The organism is Collinsella sp. TF11-5AC (genome assembly GCF_003436775.1).
Taxonomy (GTDB): Bacteria; Actinomycetota; Coriobacteriia; order Coriobacteriales; family Coriobacteriaceae; genus Collinsella.
Genome location: NZ_QSQO01000022.1, coordinates 371 through 13450 on the forward strand (window position 1 = coordinate 371; position 13080 = coordinate 13450).

Sequence of the window (13080 nt, forward strand, 5' to 3'; positions counted from 1 at the left end):
CTTTCTTTCGCAATAAACACCCCAGCGAGAGCCGAGTCGCCGCTGGGGTGTTTATTACTTTCTCCGTGGGGGTTTAGCTCAGCTGGGAGAGCGCGGGCTTTGCAAGCCTGAGGTCAGGGGTTCGATCCCCCTAACCTCCACCATGATGGACCTGTAGCTCAGTTGGTTAGAGCGTCCGGCTGATAACCGGGAGGTCACAAGTTCGAATCTTGTCAGGTCCACCATCAAAACGTTAAGAGCCCTGGGGCATTGCCTCGGGGCTTTTTTCTTATCCAACAAAGTAGTCAAAATAGCCCCGTCCCAAATTAACTACTTTGATTTTGTGTGCTGGGCGAAAGATTGGGTAGTATAGCTATTCAATGCGGCGACCCTGCCGTGTGTTAACCGCTATGTACCGGAGGTGTTCCATGGTTCGTGTCGACATAGAGACCATCGTCATGGCCGCCGGTCCCGTGCCATCGCTTATCGTGCTTCGCGAGCGCTGCGGCAAGTCGGATTCGACGGCACCCCTGCGTTCGCTTTCCATTCAGACCGGCTCGTTTGAGGCCGCGGCCATTAGCCGTGGCATCGATAACGGTCGCGCCGAGCGCCCGATAACGCATGACCTGCTGCTTGACACCGTCGATGCCCTGGGCGCCAAGCTCGAGCGCATCGAGATCGTTCGCGCCGAGCCGCCGGTGTTCTATGCGACGATTGTCGTGCTGGTCGATGGTGGCGAGCGCAAGGTTGACGCCCGCCCCAGTGACGCCATTGCCCTTGCCGTGCGCAGTAATGCCCCCATGTTTGTGGAGGACGACATCATGAATCGCCTGGGTACCGTTTCTGCCCATGCCGAGGAAGTTGACGACGAGCAAGAGTTCGAGAAGTTCGACGAGTTCGTCCATACGCTCTCCCCCGATGATTTCTAAATGTCTGGTACGCGAGCGGAGAGGTCGCTGATGGGTACCCGCGTATCGGCTGAAGCGGCCGCCATCGCGCGTGAAGCCCAGATGCGCTCGGAGGCATCCGAGGCGGCTCGCATCGCCTATGTGACGCAGGCCCGCACGCTTCGCGAGCGCCGCGGCTCCTATATCAAGATGGTTATCATCTCCGCCCTTGTCGCGGTAATCTGTTCTCGTCTTCGTGGTACAGTTGGTGCGCTTGGGTTTTCGATTTCAACAGGCTTGGTAATCTGGGGTGTGGTCGATGCAGTAATGCTGACCAACCAGATCAAGGTGCTCGACAAGCGCGCGATGGATATGGTGCGCGCCCGCGACGCCGCCGCCAAGATCGCTGCCGAGGCACAAGAACTGTAACGACGCCGGATTCGATGGGAAGGTCTAGAGATGGCACAGGATATGCAGGACGCCGGTAACGTCTCCGCCGAGCTCGACGCCATGGTGTGTGACCTGATTGGTGCGTTCTTGGACGACCTTGCCGCCGGCGAGAATCCGGGCGTAGTTGTGGCGATCGAGGACGCTGCTTCCAACCGCTATCTGGCGGCACTCGACGAGGACGGCGAAGAGGCGTGCCTGGAGGCTGCCACCAACTTTATCTCCGAGCACAAGATGGGCCTTAAGGATGAGGGCCTGGGCCGTATCGCCCGCTATGCCATCGGCTATACCGGCTGCGTCGAGATTGACGGCGGCTATCACGACGCCCTGCTCGTGAGCTTCTTCGAAACCACGCTCGAGAGCGGCTTTTCGGCATATGTGCTGTATGAGGGCATGGGTGCCGGCGATGGTTTTATGTGGAGCGACCCTGAACCTGCAGGTGAGGAAACCCCTCTCATCTAAAATCGCTAAAATAAACGAGTTTTCGGTAAAAGGCTCAATATTCCCGCCGAGCGTTGCATTGCTGGGTGGGTCGCATACGCGTGCCGTTTGTATATGGATAGAAGATAGGGGAACTACATGCGCGTAGACAATCTGAGGAACATCGCCATCATCGCCCACGTCGACCACGGCAAGACGACGATGGTTGACAAGCTCCTGCGTGCCACGGACGCCTTCCGTGCCAACCAGCAGGTCGAGGACCGCGTCCTGGACTCTAACGACCAGGAGCGCGAGCGCGGCATCACGATTCTCGCCAAGAACATCTCTATCGAGTACAAGGACGTCAAGATCAACGTCATCGACACCCCGGGCCATGCCGACTTTGGCGGCGAGGTCGAGCGTGTGCTGCGTATGGCCGACGGCGCCCTGCTGCTGGTCGACGCCTTTGAGGGCCCCATGCCCCAGACCCGCTTTGTGCTGCGTCACGCTATCGACACCGGCCTCAAGATCATGATCGTCATCAACAAGATCGACCGTCCGGGTGCCAACCCCGAGAAGGCCTACAACGACTGCCTCGACCTTATGGCCGACCTGGGCGCCACCGACGACCAGCTCGAGTTCGCCATGGAGCACGTGGTCTACGCCAGCGCCATGAATGGCTTTGCCCGCCTCGACCCCAACGACGGCAACATGGATATGTACCCGCTGCTCGATATGATCATCGACGATATGCCTGCGCCCGAGGTTGACGAGACCGCCCCGCTGGCCATGCAGTGCGTGACCATCGACCACTCCAACTTTGTCGGCCGCATCGGCATCGGTCGCGTGTATTCCGGCGCCATTCACCAGGGCGACCAGATTCTGGTCGTCAAGAACGACGGCTCCAGCGCCACCGCTACCGTCAAGCAGCTCTTCACCTTCGACTACCTGGGCCGCACCGAGTGCCAGGAAGTCGGCGCCGGCGATATCGCCGCTGTCGTGGGTATCGACCGCACCGATATCGGCGATGTTTACACCGACCCCGAGCACCCCGTCGAGCTCGAGCCCATTGAGATCGACCCGCCGACCCTGTCCATCGTCTTTGAGGCCTCGACCTCCCCGCTCGTCGGCCGTGACGGCGACATCGTGGGTGCCCGTCAGCTCAAGGAGCGCCTGTTCAACGAGGCCGAGAACAACGTGACCATGAAGATCGAGGAGCTCGAGGACAAGAGCGGCGTCGAGGTCTCGGGCCGCGGCATTCTACACCTGTCCGTCCTGATGGAGTCCATGCGCCGCGAGGGCTTTGAGTTCCAGGTCGGCCGTCCCCGCGTTCTGTTTAAGAAGGACGAGAGCGGCAACAAGCTGGAGCCTGTCGAGCAGGCCGTCGTCGAGTGCCCGGACGAGTACTCGGGCAAGGTCGTCGAGGTCTTCGGCACCTCCGGTGGCATCATGACGAGCATGGACACCTCGGGCATCGTGACCCATCTTGAGTTCAAGATCCCGACACGCGGCATCATGGGTCTTAAGAACCGCATTATGAACGTCACCCACGGCGAGGGCGTGTTCTACCACACCTTCCTGGAGTATGGCCCCTACGCCGGCGAGATCGGCAATCGCCAGAACGGCGCCATGATCTCCATGACCACCGAGAAGGCCGTTGCCTACGCTCTGGGCACGCTGCAGGAGCGCGGCCAGCTGTTCGTTGAGCCGGGTACCGAGTGCTACGAGGGCATGATCGTGGGCGAGCGCAGCAAGGCCGGCGACATGGTCGTCAACATCGCCCGTACCAAGAACCTGGGCAACCAGCGTTCCTCGACCTCCGACATCTCCGTCCAGCTGGTGCCGCCTCGCACCTTCTCGCTGGAAGAGGCGCTGGAGTACATCGCTGACGACGAGCTGGTGGAGATCACTCCTAAGAACATCCGCCTGCGCAAGCGTCTGCTCAACGCCACCGACCGCAAGAAGGCAGCCGTCCGCGCTGGCCAGGTCAACAAATAAGTGCTGGGGCTTATAACCGCCAATAAGAAAGGGCGTCGACCGCAATGGTCGGCGCCCTTTTTGTTTCAATGGGGTCAGGTTGCTTTGCGCCACCACAAAGGTGCCTGGCCCTTTTGTGGTGGTTGGCGGCTAGGCGGTGGGGAGTCCTGGCGTGTTGGAGGCTTGTTGGGGCTTGAGGTGGGCGTTGCGCCAGATGATCTGGATAACGTAGCCGAGCATAAAGACAAATGCCACGCCGCTGATGAAGTCGCCGATGAGGGGAAGTCCTGTGAGGGCGCCTGCGGCCACACCGCCGACGGCTGCCATGGCGTAGCGGTTCTGGTTGTGTCCGATCATGCGGGCGATCGCGCACCCCGCAAAGGCGCTCGACACCAACGCGATGCCGATAACGCCGCACAAGAGGGCTCCGGCAAGCGACAGGCCGGCAATCGAGATAATCAGCAGCAGGACGGCGGGGACGACAGCAATCGTACCCAGAAGACCGCTCACCCACAGGGGCGTGGGGCGTTGGTGGAGCATTCCGGCGGCGCTGGCGGTCGCACGCGGAAAGACGAGCTCGAGCAACAGGGCGATAAAGCAGGTCGAGAGCGCTGCGGCGACGATGCCGCCGACGATATCGTTAAGGGTGGAAGTATCTTCGTTCTCGGTGCGGTCGATCTTGAGCGCGCCGACCTCGGCTCCTGCGGCGCGCTCGGGGTCCTCGGAAACATGCGCGTTCACGGTGCCGGTGATGTGTGCGTTTTTACCCAAGATGAGCTTTTCGGCCCAAACCTCGACATCGCCGTCGACGGTGCCATCGATGGTCACGGTGTCGCCCGCGAGCACTGCCGACTTGGTAGAACCGCGCAGGGCAACCGTCTCGCCTATCGCATAGAAACAGCTGGCGGTGCTGTCGGCGTTGAGTACAACGTGCTGACCGGCCACTGTAACACTGCCATCGATCGTGGTTTTGGCGATGTCGATGGTGCGTGCCGCAAGACGAACGGCGCCACCCACGGTGCAGTCGCGAATCGAGAGGGTCTCGCCCGCCGCGATGATATCGCGGCCGATGGAGGTGTCGTCCAGGTTGAGGCTCTGACCGGCCCAGTACAGGTCGCCTTCGACCCCGGACGGGGTGGAGCCTTCGTCGGTCGTGAGTACGTTGCCGGCGGTGTCTGTGCCGGCGAACGAAGCCGTGGGAAGTACGGTCAGCGCAAGCACAATCAGTGCGAACAGGAGGGCGATGCGGCCACGCGCTTTACGGCGCCGGGACGACGGTGCTAGGTTGCAAGGCATAGTGAATCCTTCGTTAGATACTCGACATGTATCTAACAGGGTACCCAACGCGCGGGTGCTCTAAAAGAACCTCTCGGTTGCATTTCGGAGGGCTGTGCCGTGCTGTCTACTTTTTGCGATGCAAAAAACGTGCGATGTCGTCCTCGGTGGGGCTTTTGATGTCAAAGCGCAGCGAGAGCCAGCGCAGACCCATGGTCACGACAACGCATACGACTAGCGCGGCGACATTGCTGACCAAGCCACTCATGACGAGGCTTACATAGCTTGCCGATCCGGCGATGGCCGCGATGGCATAAAAGTTAGTGCGTTGGAAAATGCCCGGAACCACGCCCATAAAGCCGTCGCGCAACATGCCGCCACCCACCGCGGTGAAGAAGCCCATCATGATGCACACCGCCGGCGCAAAGCCGTAGACCAGCGCCTTGTCTGCGCCAGTTGCCGCATAGATGCCGACCGAGATGATGTCGAGCAGGGGAATGAGTTTCTCGGGTTTATCGACGATTGCCGGGAAGATGTAGATGATGGCCGCCGTGGCGATGGAGAGCGGCAGCGCCATCGGTTGGTTGAGGATGTAGACGTTGCCCACTTGCAGTGTCATATCGCGCAAAAGACCGCCGCCCAGACCGCAGACCACCGCGAGTGCGACCGCGCCCACCAGGTCAAGCTTATGCTCGCGCGCGACCAGCACGCCCGAGATCGATGCCGCGACAACAGCGAACATCTCGAGCCAAAAGGGGATAGCGACCATGGCATCCGAGGCATGTGAGGTAACGGTCATAGCGGCGACGACGGGCAAGATGGGGTCCTTTGAGTTGCGAGTTTAGACAATGCCCGTACATAGTACATGGCTGGCGGGCATCGCGCCCTCATTCCTCGGCAAACGGTCGGGACTGGGCGCGGGCGTAAGCACCAAACGTGCACGTCAGCCTCCAAAGATGTCGAAAAATGTCGGTTTTGGAGGGTGGTGTACACATTTGTGATTTTGGGCCGGGATCGAACGTGATACGGGCGCGGGTTGAATAGGAGGGATGTCCAAATTTTGAGCGAAGCTCAAAATTTATCCGGTCGGCTGGCGCCGACCGCGCTGCGCTAAAAACGCGCCGCTGGCGCGTTTTCTTTACGCTCCGCGCCCTGGCGGGTTCGAATCCCTCCTCCTCCGCCGTATTTGCTTGAACATGACTCGATAACAAAAAAGCTCCCATTGTTGGGAGCTTTCTCAAGCAAAATGGCGGAGGAGGAGGGATTCGAACCCTCGTGACCTTATACAGGCCAAACGGTTTTCGAGACCGCCGCATTCAACCACTCTGCCACCCCTCCGCGTGGGGTAAAAACAAAGCAGGCTCAAAGGCCTGCTTTGGAATTAACTGGCGGAGAGTCAGGGATTTGAACCCTGGAGACGCTTTTGACGCCTACACGATTTCCAATCGTGCTCCTTCGGCCACTCGGACAACTCTCCGTTAAATGCGAAAGTCAGTATACACGAGGAATCGCAAAGTGCAAACAGAAAACTTGGCATTTTTTGAAACGCTTGGCTTCGTGACGGGATCTAGGAGGCCAAAAACGGGCTCTGACCAGCATGGCAGCATGCAGCAAATTGTTCAAAATAGGTATTTATAAACGACGTGGCAGCAATTTTAAAAATCTTTGAACGGTGTTGTGAGCCACTGGTATGCATTTTGCGACCACAGCCTTGCAATTGCTGACCTGCAGTTTGATTTGGTTTGTCCCCGTGGCGCCGTATCTTGTCCACAGATCCGTCAAGCATTTGGTCAGCATTTGGTTGGAAGACGCATGAAGTGCCGTGTGAGTATGGACATATGTGGAGGTCATGAGGTTGTAGCTGCATATTCTTGCAGCCTGGGAGGTTGAAAGATATTATTACCAAGTCTTTTCCTGCTTCAGGCGCACCTTCACGACCTGAAGCCACATTTGCCCAGAGGAGGTGACAATATGAAGGCTTATGAACTGCTGTTCTTTGTTGACCCGTCGCTCGACCCCGAGACTCGTCTCGCTGTTATGAAGCGTATCGATACCACGATCGCTGAGGGCGCTGGCAAGGTCGACTCCGTTGACGAGTGGGGCAAGCGCAAGCTCGCCTACGAGATCAACGACCTCACCGATGGTGACTACACCCTCATCAACTTCCACGCAGATCCTACCCAGATCGCCGAGCTTGATCGCGTCCTGCGCATCACCGACGCTGTGGTCCGCCACATGATCGTCCGTCGCGACGACCAGGAGTAAGACTGTCGTTTTGGACTGGGCTTGTGCCCCAAGAGGAAGTAGTGAGTTATGAGCATCAATCGAGTGAACATCACCGGTAACCTCACGCGTGATCCCGAGCTGCGCGCCACTGCCGGCGGAACCCAGGTTCTGTCCTTTGGCGTAGCCGTGAACGATCGTCGCCGCAACCCGCAGACTGGCGAGTGGGAGGACTATCCCAACTTTGTCGACTGCACCATGTTCGGCACGCGCGCCGAGGCCGTGAGCCGTTTCCTGGCAAAGGGAAACAAGGTCGCGATCGAGGGCAAGCTGCGCTACAGCTCTTGGGAGCGCGACGGCCAGCGCCGGAGCAAGCTTGAGGTCATCGTCGATGAGATCGAGTTTATGAGCTCCCGCGGTGGCCAGGGTGGCTACGATCAGGGCGGTTACGCCCCCGCAGCCCCTGCGACGCCCGCACCGCGTCCTGCCGCACCGGTGGCTACGCCGCCCGCGGTCGACGTCTACGATGAGGACATCCCGTTTTAAGGGCTGTTCACCTATTTTTGAGTGAGAGGCGGCTTCGGTTCGCCGAAGTTGCCAAACGAAAGGTATTTTGACATGGCTAATGATTTTTCTGCACGTCAGCCGCGTCGTAAGTACTGCCAGTTCTGCAAGGAGAACACTGAGTTCATCGACTATAAGGACACTCAGCTTCTCCGTAAGTACATGACCGACCGTGGCAAGATCAAGCCCCGTCGCGTCACTGGCGCTTGCACGCAGCATCAGCATGACATCGCCAACGCCATCAAGCGCGCCCGCGAGATGGCTCTCCTGCCGTACACCGTCCCCGTGGTTTCCTCTCGTGGCAACCGCGACCGCGGCTAAGAAGGGAGACGCATCATGAAGGTTATTCTTCTCGATGAGATCAAGGGCAAGGGCGGCGAGGGTGACGTCGTAGAGGTCGCTCAGGGTTACGCTGAGAACTTCCTGTTCCCCAAGAAGCTCGCTGTTGCCGCCACCAAGGGCAACCTTAAGCAGCTTGACGAGCGTCGCAACAACATCGCCAAGCGCGAGGCCGTCCGTCTGGCTACCGCCAACGAGACCAAGGCTGCCTTCGAGGGCAAGACGGTCACCGTTGACGTCAAGGTCGGCGACGAGGGCATCCTCTTTGGCTCCGTTACCGCCGCTATGATCGCTGACGCCATCAAGGCTCAGCTCGGTATGGACATCGACCGCAAGCGCGTCGAGCTCGGTAAGCCCATCAAGGTTGCCGGTGCCCACACCGTTGCCATCTCGCTGTACCGCGAGATCAAGGCCGAGGTTGTCGTTCTCGTTGGCGTTACCGCCGAGGAGCTCGCTGCCGAGGCTGAGACTGAGGAGACCGCTGAGGTCGCCGAGGCCGAGACCGCCGAGGTCGAGACTGAGGCTGCTGCCGAGTAGCATTTGCTGCAACGCAACAATCTTGTTCTAAGAAGGGCGCTCTGGGAAACCAGGGCGCCCTTTTGTTTTTTGCGCTGAGTGAGTGTCATGGTGAACGTTGCGTCGAAGTCCTATATACAGGACCGTTCATCCGTTTGGTTCGGTGATGATTGGCGGCGCGCGGCGCGTTTTGGGACCGTGGCTGATACTATGGATGCTCGCAAGCGATATGAATGAGGATGCTCATGGCATATGACGATAGGGAGACCGGGCTGACGGTTGAGGACCGCGGCTCCAAGTTGGGTCTTCCCCAAAACCAAGATGCAGAGGCCAATGTACTGGCCGCTATGCTGCTATCGCCCGAGGTGGTCGAAGAGGCCCAGGTCGAGCTGCAGCCCGATGACTTCTACCGGCCCATTCATAAGACCATCTATACCGCGATGGTCGATATGTACAACAGCCGCATTCCCATCGACTCCATCTCGCTGATCGATTACCTGCGAAGCATCAACAAGCTTGATGCCGTGGGCGGCGAGGCCTACATTTTGGAGTTGATGGGTCAGACCCTGTCGCTCGTCAACTGGCAGCACCATGCCGCTATCGTTCGCCGCGATTCGATGCTGCGTGAGCTGATCGGCGCCACCAACGAGATCAACGCGCTGGCCTATAACGCTCCCACCGATACCAAAGAGGTCGTGGAGCTGGCCGAGAGCAAGTTGCTCAAGGTCACGGCGCGCGAGGTCAAGTCGAGCTACAAGACGCTGACCGAGTTTATGGTCGAGGCCTATAACGAGGCCGAGGAAGTGTGCCAGGCAGGCGGCCAGGCTGCGGGCGTGCCCACGGGCTTCCCGTCGCTCGACCGCATGCTCATGGGTTTTCGCGAGGGCCAGCTCATCATCATCGGCGCCCGCCCTGCTGTGGGTAAGACGTCGTTCGCCCTGAATCTGGCGCTCAACGCTGCCGCGGCCGGTTATACCGTCGGCTTCTTCTCGCTGGAGATGTCGGGCAAGGAAATTGCCCAGCGTCTGATTTGCGCCTACGCCATGATTTCGATCAGTGACTTCCGCATGGGCCGCATTAGCCCCGAGCAGTGGGCCAATATCAACGAGGCCACGCAGACCTTGTCCAAGCTCGATATTCTGATTGACGATACGCCCGGCACCACAGTGACCGAGATTCGCGCCAAGAGCCGCCGCATGCTCCACAACAAGGAGAAGGCCATCATCATCCTGGACTACCTGCAGCTGGTGAGTCCTCCGCCGGGACGCCGCTCCGAGAGCCGTACCGTCGAGGTCTCCGAGATGTCGCGTGGTCTGAAGATCATGGCCAAGGAACTCAAGATCCCGCTCATCGCGCTGTCGCAGCTCTCGCGTCAGGTCGAATCCCGTACCGGCAAGCGCCCGCAGCTTTCCGACCTTCGTGAATCGGGCTCCATCGAGCAGGACGCCGATATCGTTATGTTCTTGGACCGCTCCGCCGACGAGGCCGAAGCCTCGCGCGACGATCGACCCGACGAGGGCGTTACGCGTATCGTCGTGGCCAAGAACCGTTCGGGCCCGATCGGCGACGTCGACCTGATGTTCCTGCCGGCATCCACCAAGTTCTATGAGCTTGATGGGGCACACGCCGAGGAGTAGGACAGGCGCCCGTTGCACGGGTATACTGGGAATGTTTTGTGCTTCTGCGTGCCGGCGTGGCGCGTAGACAGTCCATGAATGTAAGGAGTAAACATGCCGTCAACCGTTTTGGTCGGTGCCCAGTGGGGCGATGAGGGCAAGGGTAAGATCTGCGACCTGGTCGCCGGCGACTTCGATGCCGTCGTGCGCTACTCGGGCGGCAACAACGCCGGCCACACCATCGTCGTCAACGGCAAGAAGTACGGCCTGCACCAGGTGCCCTCCGGCATCATGTATTCCGACCATGTGTCGGTGATCGGTAACGGCTGCGTCGTCAACCCCAAGGTTGTCCTTGAGGAGATCGACATGTTTGAGGCCGACGGCATCACCACCAAGAACCTCAAGATTAGCGGCAACGCGCATGTCATCATGCCGTACCACATCGATCTGGATGGCGCCTTTGAGCAGAAGCTCGGCAAGAAGAACATCGGTACCACCAAGCGCGGCATCGGTCCGTGCTACCAGGACAAGATGGCCCGCATCGGCCTGCGCATGCAGGACATGCTGGACGAGGCACTGTTCCGCGACAAGCTGGAGACCGCTCTCGCCCGCGTGAACCCCGAGCTCGAGCTCATCTACAACCTGCCCACCTACACCGTGGACCAGATTTGCGACGAGTACCTGCCCATGGCCGAGCGCCTGCGTCCCTACATCACCGAGACGAGCCTGCTGCTCAACAACATGATCGATGAGGGCAAGGACCTGCTGTTTGAGGGCGCCCAGGCGACGCTGCTCGACATCGATCACGGCACCTATCCGTACGTGACGTCTTCCAACTGCACCGCCGGCGGCGCCATCACCGGCTCCGGCGTGGGCATGAAGAACGTTGACCGCGTGCTGGGCGTCATGAAGGCCTATATCACCCGTGTCGGTTCGGGCCCCATGCCCACCGAGCTTTCCTACGAGTCCGAGGCCGGCCACACGCTGACCGAGGAGGGCTATGAGTACGGCGTGACCACCGGTCGCCGTCGTCGCTGCGGCTGGTTCGACGGCCCCATCGCCAACTACGCCTCGCGCGTCAACGGCCTCACCGATATCGCCCTGACCAAGCTCGACGTGCTTTCGGCTTTCGACACCATCAAGGTGTGCGTGGCCTACGACGTCGATGGCGAGCGCTACACCAGCGTGCCCGAGCATCAGGTGCGCTTTGAGCATGCCAAGCCCATCTACGAGGAGCTTCCCGGCTGGAAGTGCGACATTACCGGTTGCCGCAGCTTTGACGAGTTGCCGCAGGAGGCTCAGGACTACGTGGCGTTTATCGAGGATCTGGCACACACCCGCGTGACGTTCATTGGCGTTGGCGCCGGTCGCGAGCAGATTATCAACCGATTCTGGAAGTAATCGGGACTATTTGGTTATTGCGATATACCCCTTTGCAGCCCAAGTGGGCGGCCGAGGGGTATATTTGCTTGCAAAGGGCTCGCGCGGAGCGGGCTATTCATCCATAGAGGAGGCACCCTTGAAGGCTGACACTCAAACCATCGACATCCTGTTGTTGGGCAGCGGCGGCCGCGAGCATGCTTTGGCAGCAAAGCTCGCAGCATCACCGCGCGCCGGCAAGCTCTACATCGCGCCGGGCAACGGCGGCACCGCGAGCTGCGGCGAGAACGTTGTTCTCGACGACTGCGATCCTGCGGCCGTGGCGGCGTTTGCTCAGAGCCACGGATGCGGACTCGTGGTAATTGGTCCCGAGGCTCCGCTCGTGGCGGGCGTGGCCGACGCCGTGCGCGCGGCGGGTATTCCCTGCTTTGGCCCGGGTGCCGAGGGCGCCCAGATGGAGGGCTCCAAACTGTTCTCCAAGCAGCTCATGGAGCGCGCCGGTATCCCGACGGCAGCCTATGGTTCATTTACCGACGAGGCTTCGGCTCTCGCCTACGTGCGTGAGCAGGGCGCTCCGTTGGTCGTCAAGGCCGACGGCCTTGCCGCGGGCAAGGGCGTTATCGTGGCGACCGAACTTGAGCAGGCCGAGGAGGCCGTGCGCGAGTGCTTTGGCGGCACCTTTGGCGACGCCGGCAACACCGTGGTCATCGAGGAGATGCTGACCGGCCCCGAGTGCTCGCTTTTGGCCTTTACCGACGGCAAGACCGTGCGCCCCATGGCCACCTCGCAGGACCACAAGCGCGCGCTCGAGGGCGACAAGGGCCCCAACACCGGCGGCATGGGCGTCTACAGCCCGGTGCCCATCGTGACTGACGAGGAACACGCCACCATGGTGAAGGTCATGGAGCAGACCGTGGCCGAGCTTGCTGCCGAGGGCATCGACTACCGCGGCTGCCTGTATGGCGGCTTTATGCTCACGCCTGCCGGCCCCAAGGTGCTGGAGTTCAATGCCCGCTTTGGCGACCCCGAGACGCAGGTCGTGCTGCCGCGCCTTAAGAACGATCTGGTCGAGGTCATGCTCGCCTGCGCCAACTGCGAGCTCGACCAGATTGAACTCGACTGGCGCGACGAGTGGGCCGTGGCCGTTGTCCTGACGAGCGCGGGCTACCCCGGCAGCTACGAGAAAGGCAAGGTCATCACCGGTATTGAGGATGCCGAGGCCAAGGAGAACGTGACGGTGTACCACGCGGGCACTGCCGTGGTGGACGGCCAGCTCGTGACCAATGGTGGCCGCGTGCTTGCCGTGACCGCTCTGGGCGACACGTTCGAGAACGCTCGCAACCTTGCCTACGAGGCCTGCGAGAAGATTGATTTTGAGGGCAAGACCCTGCGTCACGACATCGGCTTGCGCGCGCTGCGCGGCCGCGACGCCTGGGATGCCTAAAATCCGAGAGGAA

Annotated in this window: 13 protein-coding genes and 4 tRNA genes; 13 read left to right on the forward strand and 4 right to left on the reverse strand. The window is 60.3% G+C overall.

The window, feature by feature from the left end; genetic code table 11:
* Window positions 1-67 precede the first annotated feature (67 nt).
* The 6 genes from DXD16_RS08535 to typA all read left to right on the forward strand — a co-directional run bounded on the left by DXD16_RS08535 (window position 68) and on the right by typA (window position 3731).
* Window positions 68-143 (forward strand) — tRNA-Ala (locus tag DXD16_RS08535).
* A 4-nt stretch (window positions 144-147) separates the two neighbouring features.
* Window positions 148-224, forward strand: a tRNA-Ile gene (locus DXD16_RS08540).
* 183 nt (window positions 225-407) lie between these two features.
* Window positions 408-908: a bifunctional nuclease family protein gene (locus DXD16_RS08545; protein ID WP_117655809.1), complete on the forward strand. Its 501-nt coding sequence runs from the start codon at window positions 408-410 to the stop codon at window positions 906-908.
* A 30-nt stretch (window positions 909-938) separates the two neighbouring features.
* Window positions 939-1295, forward strand: a complete 357-nt coding sequence (locus tag DXD16_RS08550; protein ID WP_117638157.1) for a hypothetical protein — start codon at window positions 939-941, stop codon at window positions 1293-1295.
* A gap of 30 nt (window positions 1296-1325) precedes the next feature.
* Entirely contained in the window at window positions 1326-1775 is a 450-nt protein-coding gene (locus DXD16_RS08555; protein ID WP_089572580.1) for a hypothetical protein, read from the forward strand.
* Window positions 1776-1892: 117 nt separating this feature from the next.
* Window positions 1893-3731: a translational GTPase TypA gene (typA, locus tag DXD16_RS08560; RefSeq protein WP_117655810.1), complete on the forward strand. Its 1839-nt coding sequence runs from the start codon at window positions 1893-1895 to the stop codon at window positions 3729-3731.
* A gap of 129 nt (window positions 3732-3860) precedes the next feature.
* On the opposite strand, the gene DXD16_RS08565 is transcribed toward typA, so the two are convergent.
* The 4 genes from DXD16_RS08565 to DXD16_RS08580 form a co-directional block, all read right to left on the reverse strand.
* On the reverse strand, window positions 3861-5006 hold the full coding sequence (locus DXD16_RS08565; protein ID WP_117655811.1) for a polymer-forming cytoskeletal protein: 1146 nt from the start codon (window positions 5004-5006) through the stop codon (window positions 3861-3863).
* Between the two features lie 106 nt (window positions 5007-5112).
* Window positions 5113-5802 carry a trimeric intracellular cation channel family protein gene (locus DXD16_RS08570; RefSeq protein ID WP_233502688.1) on the reverse strand — a complete coding sequence of 230 codons (690 nt, stop codon included), beginning with the start codon at window positions 5800-5802 and terminating at the stop codon, window positions 5113-5115.
* 430 nt (window positions 5803-6232) lie between these two features.
* Window positions 6233-6323, reverse strand: a tRNA-Ser gene (locus DXD16_RS08575).
* 48 nt (window positions 6324-6371) lie between these two features.
* Window positions 6372-6462, reverse strand: a tRNA-Ser gene (locus DXD16_RS08580).
* Window positions 6463-6956: 494 nt separating this feature from the next.
* Between DXD16_RS08580 and rpsF the strand changes: the two genes are divergently transcribed.
* The 7 genes from rpsF (at window position 6957) to purD (ending at window position 13067) form a co-directional block, all read left to right on the forward strand.
* Complete coding sequence (rpsF, locus tag DXD16_RS08585) at window positions 6957-7250, forward strand: 30S ribosomal protein S6 (protein ID WP_006235831.1); 294 nt, start codon at window positions 6957-6959, stop codon at window positions 7248-7250.
* Between the two features lie 48 nt (window positions 7251-7298).
* On the forward strand, window positions 7299-7754 hold the full coding sequence (locus DXD16_RS08590; RefSeq protein ID WP_117655812.1) for a single-stranded DNA-binding protein: 456 nt from the start codon (window positions 7299-7301) through the stop codon (window positions 7752-7754).
* A 72-nt stretch (window positions 7755-7826) separates the two neighbouring features.
* On the forward strand, window positions 7827-8093 hold the full coding sequence (gene rpsR, locus DXD16_RS08595; protein ID WP_006235829.1) for a 30S ribosomal protein S18: 267 nt from the start codon (window positions 7827-7829) through the stop codon (window positions 8091-8093).
* Window positions 8094-8108: 15 nt separating this feature from the next.
* On the forward strand, window positions 8109-8648 hold the full coding sequence (rplI, locus tag DXD16_RS08600) for a 50S ribosomal protein L9 (protein WP_117655813.1): 540 nt from the start codon (window positions 8109-8111) through the stop codon (window positions 8646-8648).
* 218 nt (window positions 8649-8866) lie between these two features.
* Window positions 8867-10264 (forward strand): replicative DNA helicase, encoded by a 1398-nt coding sequence (gene dnaB / locus DXD16_RS08605; protein WP_006235827.1) that lies wholly within the window; start codon window positions 8867-8869, stop codon window positions 10262-10264.
* Between the two features lie 93 nt (window positions 10265-10357).
* Window positions 10358-11644, forward strand: coding sequence for an adenylosuccinate synthase (locus tag DXD16_RS08610; RefSeq protein ID WP_055251352.1), 1287 nt, complete (start codon window positions 10358-10360; stop codon window positions 11642-11644).
* Window positions 11645-11762: 118 nt separating this feature from the next.
* Window positions 11763-13067 carry a phosphoribosylamine--glycine ligase gene (gene purD, locus DXD16_RS08615; RefSeq protein ID WP_117655814.1) on the forward strand — a complete coding sequence of 435 codons (1305 nt, stop codon included), beginning with the start codon at window positions 11763-11765 and terminating at the stop codon, window positions 13065-13067.
* Window positions 13068-13080: the final 13 nt, after the last annotated feature.

Bases quoted from the DNA above. Each gene is read 5' to 3' on its own strand.
- DXD16_RS08610 (WP_055251352.1), top strand. From the start codon at position 10,358: ATGCCGTCAACCGTTTTGGTCGGTGCCCAGTGGGGCGATGAGGGCAAG.
- DXD16_RS08550 (WP_117638157.1), top strand. From the start codon at position 939: ATGGGTACCCGCGTATCGGCTGAAGCGGCCGCCATCGCGCGTGAAGCC.
- DXD16_RS08590 (WP_117655812.1), top strand. From the start codon at position 7,299: ATGAGCATCAATCGAGTGAACATCACCGGTAACCTCACGCGTGATCCC.
- rpsR (WP_006235829.1), top strand. From the start codon at position 7,827: ATGGCTAATGATTTTTCTGCACGTCAGCCGCGTCGTAAGTACTGCCAG.
- DXD16_RS08565 (WP_117655811.1), bottom strand. From the start codon at position 5,006: ATGCCTTGCAACCTAGCACCGTCGTCCCGGCGCCGTAAAGCGCGTGGC.
- DXD16_RS08555 (WP_089572580.1), top strand. From the start codon at position 1,326: ATGGCACAGGATATGCAGGACGCCGGTAACGTCTCCGCCGAGCTCGAC.
- rpsF (WP_006235831.1), top strand. From the start codon at position 6,957: ATGAAGGCTTATGAACTGCTGTTCTTTGTTGACCCGTCGCTCGACCCC.
- DXD16_RS08545 (WP_117655809.1), top strand. From the start codon at position 408: ATGGTTCGTGTCGACATAGAGACCATCGTCATGGCCGCCGGTCCCGTG.
- rplI (WP_117655813.1), top strand. From the start codon at position 8,109: ATGAAGGTTATTCTTCTCGATGAGATCAAGGGCAAGGGCGGCGAGGGT.
- dnaB (WP_006235827.1), top strand. From the start codon at position 8,867: ATGCTCATGGCATATGACGATAGGGAGACCGGGCTGACGGTTGAGGAC.
- typA (WP_117655810.1), top strand. From the start codon at position 1,893: ATGCGCGTAGACAATCTGAGGAACATCGCCATCATCGCCCACGTCGAC.